The sequence below is a fragment of the Micromonospora sp. LOL_015 genome, assembly GCF_048060275.1.
Lineage (GTDB): Bacteria > Actinomycetota > Actinomycetes > Mycobacteriales > Micromonosporaceae > Micromonospora_E.
In genome coordinates this window covers 16147-40397 of sequence record NZ_JBHMIO010000040.1, presented here as the reverse complement: position 1 = coordinate 40397, position 24251 = coordinate 16147, and the positions used below count along the sequence as shown (strand labels likewise).

At 71.6% G+C, this 24251-nt stretch carries 20 protein-coding genes; 10 read left to right on the top strand and 10 right to left on the bottom strand.

The window, feature by feature from the left end; all coding sequences use genetic code 11:
• Window positions 1–752 (top strand): ISAs1 family transposase (locus tag ACFHWU_RS23945; RefSeq protein WP_416591629.1); only part of this gene is annotated, 752 nt, incomplete at its 5' end.
• Window positions 753–972: 220 nt separating this feature from the next.
• The gene (locus ACFHWU_RS23940) at window positions 973–1143 is read left to right on the top strand and encodes a hypothetical protein (protein ID WP_416591628.1); all 171 of its coding nucleotides are present in this window, start codon (window positions 973–975) and stop codon (window positions 1141–1143) included.
• A 91-nt stretch (window positions 1144–1234) separates the two neighbouring features.
• Here ACFHWU_RS23940 and ACFHWU_RS23935 read toward each other — a convergent pair whose 3' ends face one another.
• Window positions 1235–1432, bottom strand: coding sequence for a hypothetical protein (locus ACFHWU_RS23935; protein ID WP_416591627.1), 198 nt, complete (start codon window positions 1430–1432; stop codon window positions 1235–1237).
• Between the two features lie 161 nt (window positions 1433–1593).
• Here ACFHWU_RS23935 and ACFHWU_RS23930 point away from each other — a divergent pair, with 161 nt between their 5' ends.
• Window positions 1594–2307 carry an iron transporter gene (locus tag ACFHWU_RS23930; protein ID WP_416557482.1) on the top strand — a complete coding sequence of 238 codons (714 nt, stop codon included), beginning with the start codon at window positions 1594–1596 and terminating at the stop codon, window positions 2305–2307.
• A 145-nt stretch (window positions 2308–2452) separates the two neighbouring features.
• On the opposite strand, the gene ACFHWU_RS23925 is transcribed toward ACFHWU_RS23930, so the two are convergent.
• The 5 genes from ACFHWU_RS23925 to ACFHWU_RS23905 form a co-directional block, all read right to left on the bottom strand.
• Window positions 2453–3655 carry a PP2C family protein-serine/threonine phosphatase gene (locus ACFHWU_RS23925; RefSeq protein WP_416557483.1) on the bottom strand — a complete coding sequence of 401 codons (1203 nt, stop codon included), beginning with the start codon at window positions 3653–3655 and terminating at the stop codon, window positions 2453–2455.
• A 105-nt stretch (window positions 3656–3760) separates the two neighbouring features.
• Window positions 3761–4042 carry an acyl carrier protein gene (locus ACFHWU_RS23920; RefSeq protein WP_416569314.1) on the bottom strand — a complete coding sequence of 94 codons (282 nt, stop codon included), beginning with the start codon at window positions 4040–4042 and terminating at the stop codon, window positions 3761–3763.
• A gap of 44 nt (window positions 4043–4086) precedes the next feature.
• Window positions 4087–7233 carry a non-ribosomal peptide synthetase gene (locus tag ACFHWU_RS23915; RefSeq protein WP_416591626.1) on the bottom strand — a complete coding sequence of 1049 codons (3147 nt, stop codon included), beginning with the start codon at window positions 7231–7233 and terminating at the stop codon, window positions 4087–4089.
• Window positions 7234–7296: 63 nt separating this feature from the next.
• The gene (locus tag ACFHWU_RS23910) at window positions 7297–8850 is read right to left on the bottom strand and encodes an AMP-binding protein (RefSeq protein ID WP_416557485.1); all 1554 of its coding nucleotides are present in this window, start codon (window positions 8848–8850) and stop codon (window positions 7297–7299) included.
• Window positions 8847–14465 carry an amino acid adenylation domain-containing protein gene (locus ACFHWU_RS23905; RefSeq protein WP_416591625.1) on the bottom strand — a complete coding sequence of 1873 codons (5619 nt, stop codon included), beginning with the start codon at window positions 14463–14465 and terminating at the stop codon, window positions 8847–8849. The genes ACFHWU_RS23910 and ACFHWU_RS23905 overlap by 4 nt, the downstream gene beginning before the upstream one ends.
• Before the next feature lie 183 nt (window positions 14466–14648).
• On the opposite strand from ACFHWU_RS23905, the gene ACFHWU_RS23900 reads away from it, so the two are divergent.
• The 7 genes from ACFHWU_RS23900 (at window position 14649) to ACFHWU_RS23870 (ending at window position 20909) form a co-directional block, all read left to right on the top strand.
• Window positions 14649–16232, top strand: coding sequence for a condensation domain-containing protein (locus tag ACFHWU_RS23900; protein WP_416591624.1), 1584 nt, complete (start codon window positions 14649–14651; stop codon window positions 16230–16232).
• Window positions 16196–16546: a hypothetical protein gene (locus tag ACFHWU_RS23895; RefSeq protein ID WP_416591623.1), complete on the top strand. Its 351-nt coding sequence runs from the start codon at window positions 16196–16198 to the stop codon at window positions 16544–16546. The genes ACFHWU_RS23900 and ACFHWU_RS23895 overlap by 37 nt, the downstream gene beginning before the upstream one ends.
• Before the next feature lie 80 nt (window positions 16547–16626).
• On the top strand, window positions 16627–17091 hold the full coding sequence (locus ACFHWU_RS23890; RefSeq protein WP_416591622.1) for a hypothetical protein: 465 nt from the start codon (window positions 16627–16629) through the stop codon (window positions 17089–17091).
• A 266-nt stretch (window positions 17092–17357) separates the two neighbouring features.
• On the top strand, window positions 17358–18110 hold the full coding sequence (locus tag ACFHWU_RS23885; RefSeq protein WP_416591621.1) for a glycosyltransferase: 753 nt from the start codon (window positions 17358–17360) through the stop codon (window positions 18108–18110).
• The gene (locus ACFHWU_RS23880; RefSeq protein ID WP_416591620.1) at window positions 18103–18909 is read left to right on the top strand and encodes a glycosyltransferase; all 807 of its coding nucleotides are present in this window, start codon (window positions 18103–18105) and stop codon (window positions 18907–18909) included. Before ACFHWU_RS23885 ends, ACFHWU_RS23880 begins: the two co-directional genes overlap by 8 nt.
• Before the next feature lie 6 nt (window positions 18910–18915).
• Complete coding sequence (locus ACFHWU_RS23875) at window positions 18916–19578, top strand: glycosyltransferase (RefSeq protein WP_416591619.1); 663 nt, start codon at window positions 18916–18918, stop codon at window positions 19576–19578.
• Between the two features lie 14 nt (window positions 19579–19592).
• Window positions 19593–20909: a glycosyltransferase 87 family protein gene (locus ACFHWU_RS23870; protein ID WP_416591618.1), complete on the top strand. Its 1317-nt coding sequence runs from the start codon at window positions 19593–19595 to the stop codon at window positions 20907–20909.
• A gap of 146 nt (window positions 20910–21055) precedes the next feature.
• On the opposite strand, the gene ACFHWU_RS23865 is transcribed toward ACFHWU_RS23870, so the two are convergent.
• The 4 genes from ACFHWU_RS23865 to ACFHWU_RS23850 all read right to left on the bottom strand — a co-directional run bounded on the left by ACFHWU_RS23865 (window position 21056) and on the right by ACFHWU_RS23850 (window position 24222).
• A complete protein-coding gene (locus ACFHWU_RS23865; protein ID WP_416591617.1) occupies window positions 21056–22114 on the bottom strand; it encodes a LacI family DNA-binding transcriptional regulator in 1059 nt (352 codons plus the stop codon).
• 42 nt (window positions 22115–22156) lie between these two features.
• The gene (locus ACFHWU_RS23860; RefSeq protein ID WP_281551191.1) at window positions 22157–22348 is read right to left on the bottom strand and encodes a hypothetical protein; all 192 of its coding nucleotides are present in this window, start codon (window positions 22346–22348) and stop codon (window positions 22157–22159) included.
• Between the two features lie 66 nt (window positions 22349–22414).
• Entirely contained in the window at window positions 22415–23308 is an 894-nt protein-coding gene (locus tag ACFHWU_RS23855; RefSeq protein ID WP_416591616.1) for a TIGR03619 family F420-dependent LLM class oxidoreductase, read from the bottom strand.
• A complete protein-coding gene (locus tag ACFHWU_RS23850; RefSeq protein ID WP_416591615.1) occupies window positions 23308–24222 on the bottom strand; it encodes a deaminase in 915 nt (304 codons plus the stop codon). The genes ACFHWU_RS23855 and ACFHWU_RS23850 overlap by 1 nt, the downstream gene beginning before the upstream one ends.
• Between the last annotated feature and the right edge of the window lie 29 nt (window positions 24223–24251).

The window sequence follows — 24251 nt, the reverse complement described above, 5'->3', positions numbered from 1 at the left end:
TCGTCGGGGCTGCGCCCCGACGCTGCCGCCTGCCCACTCACGGTTGTTTTTCCGGTCAGATCCCGGCGTTCACCCCGCTGCTACGCCTGGTCGCGGCCGTGCTGGGATCGTTGAGGGACGTCCTCGTGGTCGCGGACGCGTTGCACGCACAGACCGGGCACGCCGAGTTGCTCGCCGCCGACGGCGGACATCTGATGACCGCGGTCAAGGCCAACCAGCCCACCTTTTTCGCCCAGCTCAAGGCCCTTCCCTGGGCTGAGGTCCCGGTCGGGTCCCAGACCCGCGAGACCGGTCACGGACGCAAGGAGACCCGCACCGTCAAGGTCCTCACCGTGTCCACCCCGGGAGGCCTGGGCTTCCCCTACGCGCGGCAGGCCGTCCGGATCACCCGGACCCGCACGATCAAGGGCAGGACCACCCGTGAGACGGCGTACCTGACCGTCTCGCTGCCCGCCGACCAGGCCCAGCCCGCTGATCTGGGCACCTGGGCGCGGTCGGAATGGCATATCGAGAATCGGCTCCATCACGTACGGGATGTCACGTTCCGTGAGGATGCCCATAGCGCCCGAACGGGTAGCGGGCCCGCCGTGTTCGCCACGCTCCGCAACACCGCGATCGGATACCACCACGTTGATGGTGCTACCAACATCGCCGAAGCCACCCGACGTGCCAGCCACCGCCCGCACGACCTCATCGACGCCGTAACCACGGGAAAACCTGCCGTGACCAGGGGTCACCCGACTTTGCAATAGCCCTGTCGGGCTGACGGCCGTCTCACTCGCCGTAGCCAGCTCTGCCAGCGCCACCGGGTCCACGACAGCCAACCGCCGCCCAATCTGCAACAGCGTCGGCTTCAACCTGCGCGCCACGGTCGGCGGGACGGTCGCCATCCCGGTCACCGACCACGCCGCCGATCCTGACCTGACCCCGATCTCCCTGGTAGGGGTGTTCGGCGGTGCGCCCCTCGGGTCGGTGGTGATCTCCGACAACGGCACCGCCGCGACCACCAACGACGACGTTCTGATCTTCACCCGTACGAGCGGCAGCCGCGGCGCGGCGCACCTTTACTGGACCGTCTCGGACGGCACGCTCAACGCGCAGTGCGTCGCGACCGGCTACGACCTGCCGCCGGGTAACGGCTGACCCACTGACGCGACGACGGCAACAGAAGACACGGCAACGGCACCAGCCCGCCGACGGCACGGAGCCGGAGGCGGGCTGGCGCGGCCGCTGGTCAGCGGCTCATAGCCTGCTTCGTGGTCTGCTTGGCTGACTGCGGGTCTGCGCCCTTGCCGACCTTTTTCAGCGCCTGGCGTAGCTCGGCCTCGGACATCTCCGAGTTGCCTTCGATGCCGGCCTCGTGCGCCTGCCGCCGCAGATCGTGCAGCTGATCGCGGTTACCCATCTCGACCTCCCGGATCCGGTACGGCACGCGTCCGGCGTGCCCCGATGTCCATCGGCTTCCCGGCCGACGGCGTGGCTAACGCCGCCCATCGGGTGACCGAGCCTGCCCGGTGTGGGGCGAAGCAATAGCGCGGCCGCTGCGGGGTAGACCCAGGCGAGAAGGCAACCAGATCGACCCGGAGGGTCACCATGACGACACCAGCGGCGCAGCCGCCCATGCGGACCAGCAACGAGGCCACCGAGGAGCAGCTCGCCGTCGCCCGGCGGCAGGGTCAGGCGTACGGCGGCGCGCTGCGCGCCATGGCCGAGGAGGACGGGGCGCAGAGCCAGCTGGCCGGCGACTACCTCGTGACGTTTGTCAACGAGGAGGCGGAGGGCATGTACGAGCTCTCCGGCGGTCAGCTGGTCTGGCGGGAAGCTGCCCCGGATGCGAACGTTCATCTGGAGGTCGCGGTCGCGGATGCCGCCGACGGCCGGTTCATCCCCGGTTTGGACGTGCGGATCACCGTCAGCCGGAACGGTCAACCGGTCGCCACTGCCGGCCTGCCGTTCCTGTGGCACCCGTTCCTGTACCACTATGGCGGCAACGCCTCGGTGCCCGGTCCCGGCCCGTACGACGTGACGGTCCGGATCGCGCCGCCGCAGTTCATGCGGCACGACCCGGTCAACGGCAAGCGGTACGCGACTCCGGTCGAGGTGCGCTTCGACCAGGTGATGTTCGCGAACGGGCGCAAGACCAGCCCGGACGCGCAGCCCCGTGGCGCCGACGCCCCGACGATCGGCGGGGACGGTGCCGGCCCACGCGACTGGGCGGACACCGCTGCCGCCTCCCGTACCTCGGACGATGCCGGTGCCCGCGCCCCGCACGACGCCGCCGGGGTGCCGTCGATCGGCCGCTGGTAACGCCCGTGACAGCGGGGCCGAGCGCCAGATGCGATGACTGTCGGCGGCGGAGCGCGAACAATGGCTATAGGCGGCGGAGCGCGAACAATGGCTATCGGCGGCGTAGCGCCAACAATGGCTATCGGCGGCGTAGCGCCAACAATGGCTATCGGCGGCGTAGCGCCAACATGGCGATGTCGTCGACCAGCGGTCGGCCGTCCACCAGCGCGCCCATCGTCTCGGCGCAGGCCGTCTCGGCGCTGGTGGCGACCAACGAGTCGCACAACTGACGCAGGCCGTTGTCGATGGTCGGCCCCCACCGCTCCACCAGGCCGTCGGTGAAGAAGAACAGCAGCGCGCCGGGCTCGAGGGCGTGCCTGCGCACCCGGCGTGGCCGGTGGATGCTGGTGCCGAGCGGAAGGTCCGCCGGCACCGGCAAGCTGTGTGCGGCGTGGCCACCGCCGATGGTCACCGGCGGCGGATGGCCGGCCGTCGACACCGACACGACCGTCCGGGTGGGGTCGATCGTCGCGTAGCACACCGTCGCCATCATGCCCGGCTCGAAGTGCTGCACCTTGCGGTCCAGCCGGGCGAGCACGTCGGCCGGGTCGGTGGTTTCCAGAGCGTACGCGCGCAGCGCGCTGCGCAGCCGGCCCATCACGGTCGCCGCGTGCAGCCCGCGTCCGGTGACATCGCCGATCGCCACGCCGACCCACCCGTCGGGCAATGGCAGCACGTCGTACCAGTCGCCGCCCACCCCGGCGTCGTGGCCGGCGACGTACCGGGCGGCGAACTCCAGCCCGGCGACCGTCGGTAGTTCGGTGGGCAGCAGGTCGTACTGCAGCGCCAGGGTGGCGGCACGGTCGACCTGGCTTTCGCGGGCCTGGTCGGCCAGGGCGATCCGGTCGGCCAGCAGCCGCAGCATTTGTTCGTCGTCGCAGGCCGGCCCGCGTCGTCGGGTTGCCACGTGCAGCACCCCGCTGACCGAGCCGCCGATCGTCACCGGCACCGCCAGCAGCGACCGGATGCCCTGCCCCTGCAACGCCGGATGCGCCAGCGCGTCGTCGTCAGGGTCGGCCAGCATGACCGTGTCACCGGTGGTCAGCACCTTGCCGGCGTACCCACGCCCCAGCGGCAGCCGGGCCGGCGGTTCGTGGCCGGCCTCGATGCCCCAGGCAGCGGCGGTGACCAGCTGCTGGGAGTGCGCGTCGAGTAGGAACACGGCGGCGGAGTCGGCGCCGAGCAGCCCGCCGGTGCGGGCCAGTGACTCGACCAGCAGCGCGTCGAAGCTCAGCCGGGACAGGGCAGGGTCAGTGATCGCCTCGATGCGTTCAAGGCGCTTGTCCGCGTTCCCACCCTCGACTGACACGAACGCAGCCTAGTCGAGCGGCCGGCTCACCCGGCACCGACGGACAGTGACGCCGTGTCGGACAGGCATCGAAAGCCGGTGCCTTAGCATGTAGTGACCGATTCGTCACCCGGTGGTGGCGACCCGGTCCGGCTCCGCCTCGTCGCGGGCGTCGACGATTGCGGCCACCAGGTCGTCCAGAGTGTCCATCCACTGGCCGGGGCCGTCGAACTCCACCTCGACGCCGAACTCGGCCTCGACGGCGTCGACCAGGCGGAGCAGGCCCAGCGAGTCGACTCCCAGCGCGATCAGCGATCCGCCGTCGGCCAGCTGGTCGACCGGCACCGTGCCGCCGGTCGCCTCGTCGACCAGCTCCATCACCCGCTGCCGCAGCGTCGTCGTGTCCACCGAATCCTCCTTCGTCTCCACCTTGTTCGGCGTCGTCCGCCCGGTCAGCACCGGCCGCCGGCCTCGCGGACCAGGTCGGCGATCTCGGCGATCGTCGGGGTGTCGAAGAACGCGTCCAACGGCACCTCGACGCCGAGCCGACGGTGGATCCGGCTACTGATCCGGGTGATCGTCAACGAGTGCCCGCCCAGGTCGAACAGGTCCTCGTCGATGCTGATCTCGGCGATCTGCAGCACGTCCTGCCAGATCGACCGGATCGCCTCGACGACCGGGTCCGCCTCGACCTGGTCTTTGGCGCCGACCGGGTCCGAGGTGCTGACCCGGCCCGTCGGATCCGTACCGCCGGTCGTCGGTGCCGGCAGCGCGGTCCGGTCCAGTTTTCCGTTCGGGCTCACCGGTAGCCGGTCGAGCAGCACCCAGTCGGTGGGCACCATCGCCGTGGGCAGCGTCTCGGTCAGGTGCCGGCGCAGCTCGGCGACGGTCGGCGCGGCACCCCGGGGAACCAGGTAGGCGACGAGCCGCGGCGACGCCTCGTCCGTACCGCTCAGTAGTACGGCGGCCTCGGCGAGAGCCGGATGCTCCAGCAGCCGGCCGGTGATCTCACCCAGCTCCACCCGGTGGCCGCGGATCTTCACCTGGTCGTCGGCCCGGCCGAGGAATTCCAGCCGGCCGTCGGGCAGCCAGCGACACAGGTCGCCGGTGCGGTACAGCCGGCCGGCGTCGGTGGCGTACGGGTCGGGGACGAATCGCTCGGCGGTCAGCTCGGGGCGGTTCAGGTAGCCGTCGGCGACGCCCCGCCCGCCCAGGTACAGCTCGCCGGGCACTCCGATCGGTACCGGCTGCCGCCGCCCGTCCAGCAGGTACGCCGTGGTGTTCGGCGCCGGCCGGCCGATGGTGACCTCGGCCGGCTCCGGCGGGATTTCCGCCATCGTCGCGTAGATCGTCGCCTCGGTCGGGCCGTACCCGTTGACCAGCCGGGCCACCCGCGAGCGCAACTGGCGGGCCAGCGGGACCGCCAGCGCCTCGCCGCCGGTGACCGCCACCACCCGGTCGTCGAGCCCGGCCTCCAGCAGGACCCGCCAGCCCGACGGAGTCGCCTGCACATGTGTCACTCCGGTCTCGCGCACCAGCCGCAGCACCCCGGCACCGTCGAGCGCGCTGACCCCGGAGGCCACCACCACCTGGCCACCGGTGGTCAGCGGCAGGTAGACCTCGACCCCCGAGATGTCGAACGACGGCGAGGTCAGGTTGAGCCACCGGTCAGCCGGCCCACTGTCGAACATGTCCCGCATGCCGAGCAGGAGGTTGGCCAGCGCACCGTGCGGGACACGTACCCCCTTGGGCCGCCCGGTGGAACCCGAGGTGTAGAGCACGTACGCCAGCTCGTCAGGGCCGGGCAGGTCTGCGGTCCCTGGGTCACCGGTCGCTGGGTCACCGGTTTCTGGGTCAGCGGTCGTCAGGTCGAGCTGGTCGAGTGCGAGCACCGGTGACCCGGCGGGCAGGGCGGCCGCCGTACCGCTGGTGGTCAGTACCAGCGCCGGCACGGCGTCGTCGAGGATCATCGCCTGCCGGGCCGGCGGGTAGTTGGGGTCGACGGGCAGGTACACGGCCCGGCTGCGCAGCACCGCGAGCAGCGCGACGACCGTCTGCCAGGAGCGGTCCAGCAGCACGGCGACCAGCGATCCCGCCCCGACGCCACGGGCCCGCAGCAGCCCGGCGAGCCGAGCGCTGACCGCGTCGAGTTCGGCGTAGCTCAGCGCACGTCCACCGTCGACGACCGCGACGGCGTCCGGTGTCCGCCGTACCGCCGCCGCGAACAGCAGCGGCACGGTCGTGTCGGCCGGGTAGTCGCGGCCGGTGGCGTTCCAGCCACGGCAGACCAGCTCGGACTCGGCGGGAGGCAGCACCGGCAGGTCGGCGATCGGCTGTTCCGGGTCGGTGGCCACGGCGGCCAGCAGGGTCCGCAAATGGTCGCCGATCCGCGCGACGGCGGCGGCGGGAACGGCCGAGGGGCTGAACTGCAGGTTGATTTCCAGGTGCTCCTGACCGCTGTCCGGTGCCGGCCCGTCGACGACCTGGATGTGCAGCGCGTTGCGGGCCGCGCCGCTGAACATCGCCCAGTCGACGGTGGTCGGCACCGCGGCGAAGACGGGTTCCGGCGCGCGGCGGCGGTAGCCAATCGACACCGGGGTGAGCGCGGGCGCCGGCCGAACCCCGTTCGCCACGTGTGCCAGCGGAACGGACCGGAACCGGTTGAGCGTCCGCGTCTCGTCCCGGACGGCGTGCGCGAGGTCGCGGAAATTCGCCTCGTCGGGCACCGGGACGGTGACCGGCAGTTCGTTGACGAACAGGCCGATCTCGTCGGCGTCGTCGGCGGTACGGGTCGACAACCCGACGCCGACCGGGACCTGCTGGTTGCCGTACCGGTGCAGCAGCGCCTGCACCGCGGCCAGCAGCAGCTCGAACCGGGTGACCCCGAGCTTGCGCCGGGCCTGGTCGAGCCCGGCGACCAGACCCGGCGCCAGGACCACCGGTACGGCGTCGCCGGGTTCGGCGCCGGTCGGCACTCGGGCGAGACCGGGCAGCACCAGCCCACCCGGGCCGGACCAGCGGGTGGCCCAGTGGTCTGCGGCTGCCGCCGACTCGGCTGCGGCCCGGTCCCGTTCGGTGCCGGCCCGTGCCGCGTACCCGTCGGTCGGCGCCGCCGGCAGTTCGACCGGGCGACTGGCGCGGGCGGCATCGTACGCCGCCGCCAGGTGGCGGACCAGCACGTCCTTGGACGTGCCGTCAAAGACCAGGTGGTGGGCGGTGATCAGCAGCAGGTGCCGGCCACCGGCGGCGGGGATCAGGCTGAACCTGGCCAGCGGACCGGTGCGCAGGTCGTGGCGGCGGGCGATCTCCGCCGCGATCAGCCGGTCGACGCCTGCGTCACCGGCCGGCGGCGTCAGCCGCCGCAGCGTCGGGCGGTCGGCGGCCGGGGCGAGTCGCGGTACGCCGTCGCTGTCGTCGACCCGGGCGGCCAGCGCCGGGTGCCGGTCGACGACGGCGGCGCACGCGGTGGCCAGCGCCGCCTGGTCCAGGCCGGCGGCGTACCACACGCCGAGAGCCATGTGGTACGCCGTACCCGCCACCCCGGCCTGTTCGGTGAACCAGACGGCGTGCTGCGCGTACGTCGCTTCGGCGGTGCCCACGGGATCCTCCTGATGCTGCTGCTGGTTTGTCGATGTCGGACGGTACGGTCGGGCCGGAGCCGGTCAGCCCAGTGGATCGAACAGCGCGGCCAGCGTCCGTTTGAGGACCTTGCCGGCCTCGTTGCGGGGCAGCGTTTCGACGACCAGCACCCGGGCCGGCAGTTGATAGTCGGCGAGCCGGTCGGCCAGGAATGCGCGCACCGTGGGCAGGGTGAGTTCGTGCGGCGGCTGCCCGGCGCGGGGTACCAGCACCGCCCCGACCGCCGACCCGAGCACGGGGTGCGGGACGGCCACCACCGCCGCCTCGCCGACGGCCGGGTGTTCGTGCAGCGCGGCCTCCACCTCCAGCGAGGAGATCTTGAATGCGCCGGACTTGATCATGTCCTGGTGCCGGTCGGCGAGGTACAGGTAGCCGTCGGCGTCCAGCCGGCCGAGATCGCCCATCCGGACCCAGCCCTGACGGAACGTCGCTTCGGTGGCCTGGCCGTCGCGGTAGTACGAACGCGGATGCGGGCAGCGCAGCCAGACCTCGCCGACGCTGCCCGGCGGCAGCGGCCGGCGCTGTTCGTCGGCGATCATCAGCTGACCGTCGGCCGGCCGACCGACGGCGGCCCGCCGCGCCGGGTCGAAGATCATGACGGTCTGGGCGGGGGCGGCCTCGGTCGACGAGTAGTAGTTGACGATCGTCGCGGCCGGGAACGTCGTGGCCAGCCGGGTGGCCACCGCCGGCGCGAGCGCCGCCGCCGTCGACCCGATCAGCATCACGCCGGAGGTGTCCCGGCCCCGCAGGGCACCGGAGTCGAGCAGTTCGATCGCCATCGACGGGACCAGGAAGACGGTGCCGGTGCCGGGCGCGGTCACCAGGCGGGCGAACCGTGCCGGGGTGAACCGGGGCAGGGTCAGCACGGCCGGCTTCGCGGTCAACGCGTTGAACAGCATGGTCTGCCCGGCGTTGGTGCCGATCGGGAAGGCATGCAGGAAGCGTTCCGAGTGGGCCAGGGCCAGCCGGCGCGGGTGGCTCGGCGCCCCGGCCACCAGGTTGGCGTGACTGGCGCCGACGCCCTTGGGCCGGCCCGTGGTGCCCGAGGTGTAAAGGATCTGAGCCAGGTCAGCGGGCCGCACCGGGGGAGCGGGCGCGCCGGTGCTGTCGGCGACCGGGCCGCCGGCGACCAGGTCGGCGAGCGCCAGCGGCGTGACCCCGGTGGGTACGGCCGGCGCCGGCCCGGCCGGGCCGGTCAGCGGTCCGTGCAGGACCAGCCGGGCAGCGCAGTGCCGCACCGCGTACTCCAGTTGGGCCGGGGCGAGGCGGTCGGACAGCGGCACCGCGACCGCACCGGCCCGCGATACCCCGCAGTACGCCACGGCGTAGCCGGTCCACTCCCGCGCCGCGAACACCAGCGCGACCCGGTCACCAGGGGCCACCCCGGCCCGTCGCAGCGCGGCGGCCACCGCCAGCGCCCCGGCCCGCCAGTCGGCGAAGGTGAGCTGGTCCACGCCGTGGACCTCAATGGCGACCCGGTCGGGGTGCAGGGCGCAGCGCCAGTCGAGCAGCTCGGGTACGGTCCGAGCGGCCGGCGCGGCGGCCGGCCGCCGGGGGACACCGGGAGGCCGACTCATCGGCCACCGCCCGGGGACACGGGTAGCTGGGCTCGCTGGCCACCGCCGGGGGTCGCCGCCACCCGGGCCTGCCGGGTCTCGATGCCGACCAGGTCGTCCGGCGGAGCGTCCGGCACCTCGTCGTCGAACCGGGACAGCACCCGGGTGCGCATCGAGACGATCGCGGTCAGCGCGATGCAGACGCCGAAGGCGATGTAGAGCAGGGCGATGCCCCGGCCCGGACCGACCCCGATGACCTGCCCGACCGTGTCGGCCAGCGCCCCGTCCGGCATCAGCAGCGGCTCCATCAGGCTGGTGGCCAGCGGGGCGATCACCCCCCAGCCGAGTGGCATCGTCGACCAGGCGACCATCTGGTTGAGCGCGAAAACCCGACCGTGGAACCGGGGCGGCACCTTGATCTGGATGATCGTGTTGTAGATGCCGTTGACCAGGCCGAGCGCGCAGTACATGCCGAACGCCCCGGCACCGATGACGAGCAGGCTGGGGCGTAGCCCGGTCACCGCGCAGGCCACCGCAATGCCCAGCGTGCCGATCAGCACGGCCCGCATCCGGTAGCGGCGCGGGCCGCCCCAGACCAGCATCACCAGCCCGCCGGCTGCCGCGCCGACCCCGCCGGTGAGCGCGATCTGGGCCACCTCGGCCAGCTCGGCGAAGCCCAGCACCAACGGGGAGAGCAGGAACAGCACCGGGAACAGGAACAGGTTGAGGGCGGCGAAGAAGGCAAGCATGCCGCGGAACTCCCGGCGGCGCAGCGAGTAGCGCAACCCACCGAGGATCTCCTGCCCCAGGCTCTCCCGCCGCTGCAGCGCCAACGTGCGGGGGAACCGGATGGCGATCAGCACCGCGACGGCGAAAACGTACGCCACCACGTCGATGATCATGATGCCGCGCAGTCCGACCGCCTCCAGTAGCGCGACCGCCAGCAGCGGCACCATGAACTGGGTCAACCCGACCGCGGTCTGGGTGAGGCCGTTGGCGTGGCCGAGGAAGCGTTTCGGCACCAGCTGCGGCACCGCCGACACGAACGACAGCCGTTGGAACGCCAACGCCACCGACAACCAGCCGACGAGCAGGTAGAAGTGCCAGATCTCGGCCCGGTCGGCGATCAGCAGCCCGGCCATCACCGCCTTGGCGCCGCCTGCGGCGACGCTGGCGGCCAGTAGCACCCGGCGGCGACTCGTCCGGTCGATCAACGCCCCGGCCAGTGGGGCGATCAGCAGTCCGGGTAGCAGGCTGACGATGGAGAACAGGGCGAACCGGGCCAGCGAACCGGTCTCCAGGTAGATCCACAGTGGTACGGCGAAGTTGGTCAACGCGGTGCCGGTGGTGGTGACGATCTGGCCGGCCGCGACCAGACCGAACCGGCGCAGGCTGGGCTGTGGCCCACCTGCCCGGTCCGGTCCGGCCGCTGCCCGGTCCGGTGCCGACGGTCCGGACCGGGCCCCCGGCGGGTCGGCGGCCGGACCTCGGTCGGAGACCGCGTGCAGCCGCCACGCCGGGTCGTCCACCCCCGCGTCGCCGGTGGGTGGCACGTCTGGTTCGGCCGGTACGGCGAGCCGGAGGTGGACACCGGTGACAATCTCCGCCAACTCGCCGGCCCGGTACTTGAGAAAGTAGTGCCCTGCCTCGTCGATCACCGCCAGCGCGGTGCGGTCGGACAGGAAGTGCCACTCCTGGAAACGTTCCTCATGGAAGTCGGTGCCCCGGTCGCGTTCCCCGACGACCGAGATCACCGGGGCGCGCAGCGGGGTAACCTGGTCGCGCATCAGCGCGGTGAAGTAGTCCTCGGAGACCCGGGCGTCGTGACGCATCGCCCGGATCAGGAACGCCGCCTCTTCCGGGGCGAGGGAACCGATCGAGGTGCCCTGCGCCTGCAGCCAGGTGCGGTAGATCCGGTCGCTGCGGACCCGCTCCACCAACCGCAGCCGCAGCAGCGGACCGAGCAACCCGCCGGTCGGCCGGCCGAACGGGAAGATCGCACCGAGGTAGACCGCGGCCAACTCCCGCCCGGCTGCCTCCAGCCGGCGGGCCACCTCGACGGCGAGCGCCCCGCCCGGCCCACAGTGCCCGTAGAGGATGAGCGTCCCGTCAACCCGGTCCAGGATCTCCGCGACCACGCCCTCGGCGACTTCGTCGATCGGCGCCGGCTCGTCGGCCAGCCCGATGTCGTGCCCGGGCATCGCCACCGACAGCAGCCGCCAGCCGGCCGGCAGCGCGTCGGCGAGCGGCTGGTAGACCACTGCGCTGCCGCCGCCGTACGGGACGCAGACCAGGGTGGCGACCCGCTCGGCGGCGGAGGCTGGTGCGGTCAGCTCATGCAGCAGCCGACCCCGCTCGGCGTCACCGTCGGTCAGCAGAGCGGCGAGTTCGCGTACGGTCCGGTGCCGGAACAGGTCCATCACGCTGACCGCCGGAGGCGTGCCGTCACCGGCGCGGACCGTCGGCAGTTCCCGGCGCAGCCGGGCGACCACCTGGGTGGCCAGCAGCGAATGCCCGCCCAGCTCGAAGAAGTCGTCGTCGGCGCCGACCCGGGGCACCTGCAGCACCGCCTGCCAGACGGCGGCGATCAGCGTCTGCACCGGACCGGTCGGCTCGAGGTACTCCCGGGCGGGTTGATCGTCGCCCGGATCCGGCAGCGCCCTGCGGTCGATCTTGCCGTGCTCCTGCAGCGGCAGCCGGTCCAGCCAGCAGTACCGACTTGGGATCATGTGGTCCGGCAGCCGGTCGGCGAGCAGCCGGCGCAGCTCGGCCGGCTCCGGCTCGGGTGCCGGCCCCGGTGCCGGCCCGGGTGCCGTTTCCGGTGCCGGGTCCTGCGGGGCGCGTTCCAGGTAGCCGACCAACCGGTCGTCGCGCAGCAGTACGGCGGCCTGCCGTACCCCGGGAAGCTCGCGCAGCGCCGCCTCCACCTCACCCAGCTCCACCCGGTAGCCGCGGATCTTGACCTGGTGGTCGGTGCGGCCGAGGAAGAGCAGCTCGCCGTCGGCGCGCCACGCGCCGAGGTCACCGGTGCGGTACAGCCGGGAACCGGGCGGACCGAACGGGTCCGGGACGAACCGCTGCCCGGTCAGCCCGGGCCGGTTCAGGTAGCCGCGGGCCAGCCGGTCGCCGCCCAGGTACACCTCACCTGGCACGCCGACCGGCACCGGCCGCAGCCGGGCGTCGAGCACGTGCACCCGGGCGTACGGCAGTGGGTGACCGATCGGCACGCTGCCCGGCCCCCGCTCGTGTGCCGACACCCGGTAGGTGGTCACCCCGACGGTGGCCTCGGTCGGTCCATAATGGTTGAACACTGGTACGCCGTGCCCGGCCAGATCCGCCGCCCAGTCCAGGTCGGCCGCCTCGCCGCCGAGGATCAGCGCCCGCCGGGGCAGCAGCCGCGCGGTGTCCACCTCGGCGGCCAGCGCCCGCAGATGCGACGGCGTCATCTTCAGGTAGTCGATCCGTCCGGTGCGCAGCGCGTCGGCGAGCTCCTCGCCGGTGCACCGCCTCGGCACCAGATGGACGCAGCCGCCGGTCGCCAACGCCAGGTAGAACACGGTGACGCTGAAGTCGAACGACAGCGACTGCAGCAGCGCGTACCGGCCGGCCGGCACGACGTCGAACCGTTCGGCGACCCCGTCCAGATAGTTCAGCACCTGCCGGTGGGCGACCGCGACTCCCTTGGGCATGCCGGTCGAACCGGACGTGTAGATGACGTAGGCCAGGTCGTCGCCGCCCGCCGCCCCTGCCGGCGGCCCGGTCGGCTGCTTTGCGACGACCGAGGCGATCCGGTCCAGGCAGGTCGCCTCGGCGAGGGCCGCCGGGGCGGCGTCGCCGCCCAGCTCGGCGCGGATCGCGCTGCTGGTCAACACCACCGTCGGGGCGGCGTCGGCGAGCATCAGCCGCAGCCGGGCGGGTGGCTGCTCGGGGTCGAGCGGCAGGTAGGCCCCGCCGGCCCGCAGTACGGCGAGCAGCGCGACCGCCAGCTGCACCGACTGGTCCAGGCAGACGCCGACCAGGTGGCCCGGCGCGACGCCGTGCTCCCGCAGCTGGTGGGCCAGCTGGTTGGCGCGTCGGTCCAGCTCGGCGTAGCTGATCAGGTCGTCGCCGTAGACCACGGCGGGTGCCTGCGGGGTGGCCGTGGCGTGCCGGGTGACCAGGTCGCCGAGGGTGACCGCCCCGGCAGTGGCCGGTCGTGGCCGGTCGGTGCCGGGCACCGGGCCGGTGCTGAACGCGGTCAGCTGCCGCTGCTGTGCGTCGTCGAGCAGCGGCAGATCCACCACCGGCCGGTCCGGGTCGGCCACCGCGGCGCGCAGCAACGCCCGGTAGTGCCCGGTGAGCCGTGCCACGGTGGCGGCGTCGAACAGGTCGGTGTTGTAGACCAGCATGGCCCGTAGCCCGTCGTCGGTCTCGCTGACGTAGAGCGACAGGTCGAACCGGGCCGCCGCCGTGTCGCTGCCGAACGCCCCGGTGGTGATCCCGCGCGGCCAGCTGCTCTGCGCCCGCGAGTAGTTCTGCAGGGTGAACAGCACCTGGAACACCGGCGCCCGACTGACGTCGCGGGCGACGTTGAGCTCCTTGACCAGACGTTCGAACGGGACCTCCTGGTGGCTCAGCGCGCGCAGTACCCGGCCCCTGGTGCGGCGCAGTAGCTCGCCGAAGCCCGGCTCACCGTCGTCGCCGGCACTGCTGGCACCACCGCGATCGCCGGCGCTGTTGGTCGGTGCGCGGGACAGGTCGGCCCGGATCGCCACCGTGTTGACGAACAGCCCGACGAGGTTCTCCACCTCCGGCACCACCCGGCCGGCGACCGGTGATCCGACGGCGAAGTCCCGCTGCCCGCTGTACCGGAACAGCGTCGCCTGCCAGCCGGCGAGCAGCGTCATGTAGAGGGTGCTGCGGTGGGCCCGGCTCAGCCGGCGCAGCGCCGCGGTGAGCTCGGCGTCGAAGCCGAACCGGTGCACGTCGCCGGCGTACGACTGCACGGCGGGTCGGGGCCGGTCGGTCGGCAGCTCCAGCGGCGGTACTCCGGCGAGCGCCCCGGTCCAGTAGGCGAGTTCCCGCTGGGCGGCCGGTCCGTCACCGCGAACCCGCTGCCAGGCGGCGTAGTCGGCGTAGTCGATGGCCGGTGCCGGCGGCACCGGCAGACCGTCGGTGAGCGCGCCGTAGAGGGCGGCGACCTCGGCCAGCAGCAGGTTCAGCGACCAGCCGTCGCTGACGATGTGGTGCATCCCGACGTGCAGCACCTGGTCGTCGTCGCCGAGCCGGACCAGGAGCACCCGCAGCAGCGGTGCGACGGCCAGGTCGAACGGGGTCCGCACGGCGGCGTCGACCAGCTCCCGGGCGTGTGTCTCGTCGTCGGCGTCGAGCACCGTGAACGGTACGGTGACCTGCGGTACCACCTCGACCCGCGGCTCGCCGTCGAGGTTCTCGGTGAACCGCATCCGCAGGCTGTCGTGGCGGGCCGCGGCGGTGTCCACTGCGGCGCGCAGCAGGTCGGCATCGAGCGGGCCACCCATCCGTACCGTGCTGTGTACGACGTAGCCGGCGGTGCCCGGTGTCAGCTGCTCGGTGAACCAGATCCGTTCCTGACCGAACGACAGTGTCGGACTTTCCCCATTTCGGTGTTGAATCACTTGTGATTGGATCGGGACACCCTGTGCTGGTACGTCGAGATTCGTCACCCGGATTGCCTTTGATCTGTCTGCATGAACCATCAGCCTGACTCCCGTCGTCGGCGCAGCGGAATCGACTCTTGGTGCACTGTGGTGCAGACAAACGATCGATTCGATGCACGTCGTGCCGTCGTACCGTCGGGAATGCGATTCGCCGATGCCATCGTGCCCACCGAGTGGGCCATGGACGAGTTGATTCACGCGGAGTTCCACGGTGGTCGGACGGAAGACGCGCCGATGACCTGGGCGCAGCAGGTCATGTGGCGGGCAGCCACCCTGTCGAGGACCCAGCATCTGTTCCTCAACCTGCGCCGGGTGCTGGCGGTGCCGCGTCGGGCCCCGGCCAATCTGTCCAGCGTGGTGCAGGCGATCGGCACGCTGGTCGGCCGGCACGGCGGGCTGCGCACCCGGGTATGCCGGACGGCGGACGGCACGTCGCGGCAGGAGACTGCGGCGGCCGGGCAGGTCCCGGTCCTGGTGGTTGCGGGCACCGGCGACGGCGCCGCGGCGGCCGCCGAGCTCACCCGCCGGCTGGGCGACGTCGCCTTCGACCACGGTCGGGAGTGGCCGGTGCGGTTCGCCGTGGTGCGGGTCGATGGCGTGGTACGCCAGCTGGTGCTGGTCTTCAGCCACTCGACCGTGGACGCGTACGCGGTCGAGGTGGTGCTGCGAGAGCCGCGGCTGATCCTGCTCCGGGGCGACCTGGGCACCCCGGCCGGGCTGCAGTCGGTGGACGTGGCCCGCCGCCAGCACGGGCCGGACCAGCGGCGCTCGGCCCGTACCGTGGCGTACTGGCTCCGGCAGTACCGGCGGCTGGCCGACGTCTCGCTCGACGGGCCGGCACCGCCGGCCACCCCACGGCTGCACCGGGGCACGCTGGTCTCGTCGGCCGCCGCCACCGCCGCCCGGATGGTCGCCGCCCGGCATCGGGTGAGTTTCTCGACGGTGCTGCTCGCCGCTACCACCGCCCTGTCCGCCGGAGCGAACGGGCGTCAGGTCTGCGGACAGTTCAACAGGTCGCACAACCGCTTCCGGCCCGAGTACGTCAATGCGATCGCCAATCTCGGTCAAATCGGCTTCTGCGTGCTGGACATCGCCGATCGCCCGGGATTCTTTGAGCTGCTACCACGGATCTATCGGGTCGCGCTGGACGGATATTTGCACGCCTACTACGACGCAGCCGCGATGCGGACGACGTTCGAGGAGCTCGGCTACGACTACACCACCGCATTCCTGCCGCACTACTATTTCAACGACGTCCGGCTGCCCGGCGGGGACTTGGTGGACGACGTGCCGCCGGTAGCCGAGCAGCAGTTGCGGGCGACCGCGGACGGCAGCCACTTCACTCTCATCGACGGCCTGGACGCCGCCTCCTGGCACCGCCTGCTGCACGTGGTGGACGAGCCGGAGGCGCTCGGTCTCACCTACACGGTCGACACCCGTTCCTTGCGCCGGAGACGATCGAGCCGTACCTGCGTGACCTGGAGGCGCTGCTCATCGAGGCCGCGTACCGGGACGTGCCCTGGCCCTGGCAGCCCGGCGGACGCGGCTGAGCCGACCGGCGCCCAACATCCGGGTCGCCGTGCCGTCCGCCGCCGTGGCACCGCTGACCTGGAGCCGACGCGCCACCTGGCCGGACCGGGCTGCCTTCGCCGCCGCCCCGGCGATGCCCACCTGTCCCGCACCCTGCGGTGCCCGACCGGGTCGACACCGACGTCGAGCGGCTGAGCCGGGCGGTCGGGCTGCTCGTCGAGCGGCACGCTGCGCTGCGGACCGGCTTCCAGCCGGCCGGCGACGACCTGCGCCAGGTGGTCGCGGCCACCGGCACGCTGCCGGTACGCCTGTTCGCCGTACCGCCGTCGCGGGCCGACCCCGACGGCGCGCGGGCCGCGACGGAACTGGCCGCCGACCCGGTGGACTACCGTGACGAGTGCGCCCTTCGGGTCGGCCTGTTCCGGATCGCCCCCCCGGGTGCGTCAGATCGCGTTGGTGTTCAACCATGCTGCGGTCGACTACCACGCGGCCGAGATCGTGCTACGTGACCTGCGGCTGCTGCTACTGCGCGGGGCGGTCCCGACGCCGGCCGCCTGGCAGTTGGTTGATGTCGCGGCCCATGAGCAGCATGAGGGTTCCCGCTCGGATCACGCCGCACGCTACTGGTTGGACCAGTTCGCCCGGTTCCCAGGGTGAGGTGTTCCCGGTCGCCGTCCGGCGCCGGGTCAGCACCGCCACCGTGCTTTTGACGATGTCCGGCAACCGGTTCCGGGCCAGGTACGACTCCGAGGTCGCCAGTCTCAACCAGATAAATTTGCGCCACCTGGACCTCCCGCACAGACCCGCAGCGGCGGGGCCGGGCGGCTTCGCCGAGCTGCTGGCCCGGACCTGGCAGGCGTCGCTGTCCGCGCACCGGTATGCCTACTACGACCCGGTAGCGATGGCCCAAGCCTTCGCCGGTCAGGGCCACGACCTGGCCAGCGCCCTCGCGCCGTACTGCTTCGTCAACGATCTGTGGCCGCCACGCGGATCCGGACCGGCGCCAACGGTAGCGCCCGCACAACTCATGACGATGACCGAACGAAGCTGCTGAGCTGGGATGCCGCGCCCGCCCGCTTCGCCTGGCGGTGTCGGTTCCATGGACGCCTCCGACGGGGTGTCGCTGGTGGTGACGGCGGTCCAGATCGAAAAGCTGCTGTGGAGTGTCGAGGTGGCCCTGACCGAGGCGGACTGTGCCGGTGCGTGACGGACCGGTAACCGCCCGATGGTGCCGGCTGCGATCAGCGTCGCCGTACCGTTGCGAGTGGCTGCCTCGCGGTGGCCTGCTCCCGGGACAGCGACTGGCTGGCGCAACCGTCCGTGCCGTACGCGCGCAGCGCGGTCGACCTGGAGCTGGTCGTACCGGCGTTCAACGAGGCCGCCCGGCTACCCGCCACCCTGGCGGTGGTCTCCGGATTCCTGGCGGACTGTCCGTGGCGGACCCGGATCGTGGTGGTCGACAACGGCAGTACCGACGACACGGCTGCGGTCGCGGTCGGAAGTGCCGAACCGGTAGCCACCGCGACGGTGGCACGTGACCCCGTGGAGGTCGTGGTGGCCGGGTGCTCCCGGCCGGGTAAGGGCTCCGCGGTGCGCCGTGGTATCGAGAGCAGTCGTTCTCGCTACGTCGGCTTCATCGACGCGGACCTGTCGACGCCGATCGAGACGTTGCATCGGGCGATGGCGGAGCTGGACGCGGGAGCTACGGCTGCGATCGCTTCCCGGCACGCACCTGGTGCTCAGCTCGTCCGGCCGCAGCCGTTCGGCCGTCGGCTCGGGGGAGCGGCGTTCCGAGCCCTGGCCCGACGGCTCGTGCCGGGCGTCCACGACACTCAGTGTGGATTCAAGATCTTCGACCGGGTCGGGGTGCAGCATGCGTTGCGGCGCTGTCGCGTCAACGGGATCGCCTTCGACGTGGAGCTCCTACGTCAGATTCGGCGGGGCGGGGTCGGATCGCTGAGATCGCGGTGGCGTGGACCGACGACCAGCGCTCCACCTTCCGCCCGCTGCACGACGGTCCGGCTGCCTTCGCCGACCTGCTGCGGCTGTACCGGCTGGACCTGCGATGAATAAGGGGAGCTTCACCCTGGCGGATCGGCAGCTGTTGGTGGTGAGCGACCGTGACGTGCGCCATCCCGATGCCGGTGGACAGGAACGGTACCTGCACCAGGTCGCCCGGCGTTGGGCTGGCTGGGGAGCCTCCGTCAGCTGGGCCGTGGAGCGTGCGCCAGGTCTGCCCGACGTAGAACCGATCGACGGCGTGATGGTGGTCCGGAGCGGGATCAGGTCGTGGCGGCAGCCATCCGTGTTGACGCAGGTGGCTCGCCGGGCACATGCGGTGGTCGACGCCACCGGATACCCACGGGGGAGCGTGCTGGCCGGCGGCCGAGCACCCATAGTGGCCGTGGTGACGGACCCGCCGCCAGGCCCCGACGACACCCGACCGAGCTCTCTGTCGGCGCTACGCCGCCTCTCGTGGTATTCGGCCGCGCGTGCGCCGCGCGGTGCCGACGCGATCGTCACGCTTTCTCCTGCGGCCCGGCACGCGGTGCGCCGGCACGCCCGGGCCCATGGACCGGTCTTCGTGGTGCCGCCCGGTACCGGCCCTGGCGCCACCTCCGGTGCACGGTCGGCCGATCCGCTGATCGTGATCGACACGCAACTGGCCTTGGACCGACGGATCGATGTGTTCCTGCGGGCACTGGCGGCGGTCGCCGGCCAACTGACCGACTTGACGGTGGAGATCCTCGGGACCGGACCGGAGCTACCCCGACTACGGCGGATGATCGCCGACGGAGCTCTGGAGCGGGTGGTCTCGCTCCCCGGCCGTCTACCGGAGTCGGAACGAGACCGCAGGCTCGCCCGCGCCTGACTCACCGTGTCGACGGCGACCGCCGAGCTTGCTGGATTCGAGCCGCTGCGCGCCGCCGCACTAGGGGTGCCGTGCCTCGTCCTGGACACACCTGGGGCGGACAACTTCGTGCTCGGCGGCCGGACCGGGTACGTTGTGGCTGATCAGGAGCAGCTGGGCGCGGAGATCGTGCGCGGCGTGCGGCTCCTTTCCGACCAGCGGTACGCCGACCTGACGGCGCGGTGCTGTCGGTTGTGGGCGGGCCTGTTCGGCTGGGACCGTACTGCTCAGCTCCTCGCGCGGGTGGTCGAACACCGGATCGCCATGGCCGACGCCGGGCGGTACGGGCCGGCCCAACGTCGATCCGCCCGCTCGGACATCACCACCCGGGTACGCCTGCCGGCCGGTGTGCCGGCACCGACTGCCGGACTTCGGGTCACCGATGAGGTGGTGGTCTGCGATGGCGTGGTGGAGCTGCTGCTCAACGGTTGCGACGAGGTCGACGCAGTCTCCGTGCTGAGGCGCCTCGGCGTCACCGGGGCCAGTGTTCGCCTCGCCGGTCGCCACGACCTGCTGATCGGTCCGCGTCGACTGCCGCCTGCGCTGGCAGGCCACCAGGGCGACCGAGGCGACATGTGGCGAGTGCCGTTCTACGACGAGTTCGATGTCTACCGCCGCCAGCCGGCGTAGGAATGGAGATGATCATGAAGAGTGCAACTGTGGATCCCCGCTCGGGTCCGGCCATTCGTCCGACCAACTTCCAGTCGACGGCGCGCCGGGCCGTCATCACTGCGGCGGCGGTGCTGGTGACCGCGTTCGGACTGGCCCTGCTGGCCTCGTACGTCTTCACCCGGGACCCGTACTGGGCACTGCGCTGGACGGTCGACCTCAAGGTCTACCTTGCCAGCGGTCTCGCGGTGCGTGAAGGCACCTCGCTGTACGACGTGGTCATCATGTCGCCGCTGTACGGTCCCATGCCGTACCTGTATCCACCGTTGACCGCGGTGCTGTTCTTCGTGCCCTTGTCCTTCCTGCCGATCGGGGCGGCGAGCCTGGTGTGGAACACCGCGTCGCTGGTTGCCCTCGGCGCGGTCGTCTGGATGACGCTGAAGGTGGTCGGGGTCCGGGACGCATGGGTGCGCGGGGTGCTCACCGTGGTCGTGCTGATCCTCGCCGCGTGGTTGCTGCCGGTCCGGATTCAGCTGATCGCCGGTCAGATCAACATGTTCCTGCTGCTCCTGGTGCTGCTGGACTTCCGGGGCGGTGGCGGTCGCTGGCGTGGTGTGGGCATCGGCATCGCCGCCGGCCTGAAGGTGACCCCGCTGATCTTCATCGGCTACCTCGTCGTCACCCGGCAGTGGCGGGCCGCCGGCACCGCCCTGGGGGCCTTCCTCGGCACGGTGGTGGCCGGTTTCGCTGTGCTGCCAAGGGACTCGCTGACCTACTGGAGCGGGTTGGTGCTGCACTCGTCGCGTGCCGGTGGTGTCTTCGACACTCCGAACCAGTCGTTGTCCGGGGCGTTGGCCCGGGTACTCGAGGGAGAGCAGTTCGCTCGGTGGTGGCTGGTGATCCTGGCCGGCGTGGCGGTCTTCGGGCTCGCGGTGGCCAGGTACGTCTACCTGCGTGGTTCGGACTTCCTGGGATTCTCGGCTGCGGCGGTCACCGGCCTGCTGGTGTCGCCGGTGAGCTGGGAACACCACTGGGTGTACGTGATCCCGTTGCTCATCTGGCTGGCCTGCCGCGCTTACCAGACCCGTTCGGCATGGCTCGCCGTCGCGACCGGGGTGTTGGTGCTGGTGTTCACCATCCGGGTGTTCAGCCTGTTGGGCATCCCGGAATCGCCTCCGTCACCGATGGAGCTGGCCGTCTGGCAGAAGGTGGTTGCCGCGATGTTCCCACTGACCGGACTTGCCCTGCTGATAGTCGGTCCCATGTGGGTACGTCACGACTTCCCATCGGAGCCGGCGGCGCGACCCGTCGAGCCGCCGCTTCGTGAACTGGTATCGGCATCGGCCAGATGACGGACGGACCAAGGCGGCCGTACCGGGACGGCGAGGTTGCCGTCCCGGTACGGCGTTCGGCAATGCATGGCCCGGCACGATGTTCACGCGCCTGCCGGCCCGGCGTCATGGGTGCCCGCGGCTTGCGGCCCTGGCGGGCGCCGGACTCACCGGACGGGCGCGGTACTGCCTCTGACCACCAGTTCGGTGGGGATCAGGATGTGTCGCGGGTCGGCTGTCGCGCCGGTCCGGGCCTGCTCGACGGCTACCCGTAGCGCCTCCGCCGCCGCCCGCCCTTTCAGCACGACGTCCTGGCGCACCGTGGTGAGGGTCGGCCGGATCTGGGTGGCCAGGGGATTGTCGTCGAAGCCGACTACCGAGACGTCACCGGGAACACGCATGCCCAGCGCGGTCGCTTCCTGGATGACCCCGTAGGCGATGGCGTCGGAGAAGCACAGGACGGCGGTGGGCGGGTCGTCGCGGTCCAACAACAGCCGTGCGGCTGCGCGGACGGCGTCGATCCCGCCGCTGGGCTCACGAGCCACGACCGGGCGGATCGCGGCGGCGTCCAGGGCGTCGAACCATCCCAGCATCCGTTGTCGGGAGGGGTAACCATCTGCCAGCGAAAGGGGATCCTCGATGAGTCCGTGCTCGCCGTGCGCCCCGGACAGCAGAAAGCCGACCCGGCGATGGCCCAGGTTGACGATGTGTTGCGCGGCGGCGCGGGCACCTGCCCGGTCGTCCACGTTGACGCAGGTCACGGCCGCGACAGGCTTCTGGTCCACGAAAACCAGGGGAAGTCGCCGGCGGGACAGCCAGTCGACCGCAGGTGAGGTCGGATCACACGCGTAGACCAACGCGCCGTCGATGGCGACGTCACGGGCCGGGATGATCCCGCCGCTGCTGGCGGAACTCAGCAGGGTGAGCGCGAGGCCGGTGGGGGCCAGCTCCTCGGCGATCGCGCCGAGGAAGCTGGTCGCCACCAGATCGGTGAATGCGAATCGGAGGGATTCGGTGAGAACGATACCCACCGCGCCGGTTGTGCCTTTGGCCAGTGCGCGTGCGGCAGGATCGGGGCCGACATAGCCAAGTTCCTGAGCGGCGGCAAGAATGCGTTCTCGCAGGGTACTGGAGAGTTGGTCCGGGCGGGAGAAAGCGTTTGAGACGGTCATCCGGCTGACGCCCACCCGGTCCGCGATGGTCTGCAACGTCACTCGTGGGGCCACGCCCACCGCCTCTCGTCCACCTACTGAGGTGAGGCGAGGTTATCAGGCAGGGCTGCGCTCGGCCGGGGCGATCGCCTGGGCCGCCCGCTGCAGGCCCTTGGCCAGTGCAAGCCGGACGAGCCGGGTGCGTTGGGGGCGTTCGACGTGCGGCACGACGGGCGCGTCCGGGCGGGCGCTGTTGACGTTGCGGGAAACCTCGTTGATTGCTCCGACGAAGCCAGATGCCATTTCCATGATGATTACCCCTCGACTGACCGGTTAACCTCTGTACCGGTATAGTACGGGAGTCTTCTATACCGGTCAAGTGACTTCTTGTTGATACGCCTGAACGATCTCGACCAGCTGTAGTTGCTCGGCCGCGAAGTCCCGTCTCGTCGGGGCGTCCGGGTTCGGGTCGAGGATGATCTCGACCGCTCCGCACTCGGTGAGCGCCCTGACGTCCCCGACGATCTGGGCGAGGGTGCCCACGCCGAGCGGACGATCCGGGCCCGCGGACCGGGCCTGCAGCCGGGCCTTGAGCCGGGGGGCCAGAGCTGGAACCGGTCGACCCGCCTCGGCGGCCGCCGCCGTCAGCGCCGGCAAACCTCTGTTCCTGAGCCAGTCCAGGGTCGGATTGATCGGGTGCCAGGCCGTGCCGAACCGGGCGGCCCGGCGGATCGCGGCCCGGCTGGCGCCACCGACCCAGACCGGCATCTCGCCTCCAAGTGGGGCCGGCCCCGTCGCGACATCGGAAAATCCGTGTTCGCTGGAGCTGACCGTGCCGGCCGCCCAGGCTCTCGTGATCACCCCGAGGTGGGAGTCGGTGGTGCGGCCCCGTTGCCGCACGTCGAGCCCGAGCGCCGCGAACTCGGTGGCCGCCCATCCCGAGCCTACGCCGAGGACGAACCGGCCCTGGCTGAGCAACTGCAACATGGCACTCATCCGGGCGGTCAGCAACGGATGACGGTACGGCAGCACCGCCACCGAGGTACCAAGTCGGATCCTCTCGGTCTGCGGGAACAACCAGGACAGCAGCACGAAGGGGTCGTAGAACGGCGCCGGATACACCGAGGTCACCTCGGCGGTGGGCGCCACATGGTCCGACACGACCAGGGTGGACAGGTCGTTGTGTTCGGCGAACCGGGCCCAGTCGAGGAACGCCTCCGGGACCGCCTCGGGCCCGAAGTTCGGCACGTTGATTCCCAGCCTGACCATCACGCCGCCTGGGCGAGATAGGCGTGGAAGGGCGCGGAGAGCTGCTCGGCCGACAACCCGGTGTCCGCGCGCCGGGCGATGCCCGGCAGTACCGCCGACACGGCGTCGATCAACCGACCGGTCGTCTGGGGGTCGGGGTTCATCGCCGGCGGAACGGACTCCTTGCCCGCGGCGAAGACGATCTCACCGACCCCGGCTGCGGCCGCCACCGTCCGGCAGATCGCGCACGGTTCACAGCTCGAGTAGACGACGGCGCCGCGCAGATCGGCAGACCCGGTGCGCCGTGCCGCGTCTCGGATGGCGGTCACCTCCGCGTGCGCGGCCGGATCCAGGTCGGTCAGCGCTGTGTTGACGCCAGCACCGATCACCGTCCCGTCCAGCGCCACCACGGCGGCGAACGGCAACTGGCCGGCCGAGCCGTGCATTCGGGCCGCCTCGACGGTCCTGGCCAGGAGTCCGGGCTCGCCACCGATCGACGGCAGCGCCGCACCGATCAGCTGCCCGAGCGGCAGGGCCGAGTCTTGAAACAAGGTCACCTGCACGCCCGCCGGCCCGTCGAGCCGGGCGTTCAGGGAATTCCACGGCGTGCGTCGGGGCGCGGCGATCAGCCGTGCGCCCGGTGCGTCGCCGAGGACGTCGACCGCCGCAACCGCGTCGTCGACCTGGAACGCGAGTCGTACCGGAGTGCTCGGAGTACCGTCGGTCTCGACCTCGGCGATGAATGCGGCCTGAGCCTCGTTGGCTAGCTCCAGGGTGGCCTGGCCGGCGGCCAGAATGGCCACCCGCGCGCCTTTCGGGCCGGCCATTGCGGCCAGCTCGGTGAGCCCCAGCGAGTCCCGGTAGTAGCGGAGCGCGTCGTCCACATCCGGTACGACCAGGACGACCCGTAGCTGCGAAACGTTCAGTTCTGCCATATCGGCACCCTAGAAGCTGACTCGACACT

Coding starts and splice junctions, on each gene's coding strand:
- ACFHWU_RS23930 (WP_416557482.1), top strand. CDS start 1,594: ATGACGACACCAGCGGCGCAGCCGCCCATGCGGACCAGCAACGAGGCC.
- ACFHWU_RS23910 (WP_416557485.1), bottom strand. CDS start 8,850: ATGAGTCGGCCTCCCGGTGTCCCCCGGCGGCCGGCCGCCGCGCCGGCC.
- ACFHWU_RS23900 (WP_416591624.1), top strand. CDS start 14,649: ATGCGATTCGCCGATGCCATCGTGCCCACCGAGTGGGCCATGGACGAG.
- ACFHWU_RS23890 (WP_416591622.1), top strand. CDS start 16,627: ATGAGGGTTCCCGCTCGGATCACGCCGCACGCTACTGGTTGGACCAGT.
- ACFHWU_RS23880 (WP_416591620.1), top strand. CDS start 18,103: ATGAATAAGGGGAGCTTCACCCTGGCGGATCGGCAGCTGTTGGTGGTG.
- ACFHWU_RS23870 (WP_416591618.1), top strand. CDS start 19,593: ATGAAGAGTGCAACTGTGGATCCCCGCTCGGGTCCGGCCATTCGTCCG.
- ACFHWU_RS23860 (WP_281551191.1), bottom strand. CDS start 22,348: ATGGAAATGGCATCTGGCTTCGTCGGAGCAATCAACGAGGTTTCCCGC.
- ACFHWU_RS23855 (WP_416591616.1), bottom strand. CDS start 23,308: ATGGTCAGGCTGGGAATCAACGTGCCGAACTTCGGGCCCGAGGCGGTC.
- ACFHWU_RS23850 (WP_416591615.1), bottom strand. CDS start 24,222: ATGGCAGAACTGAACGTTTCGCAGCTACGGGTCGTCCTGGTCGTACCG.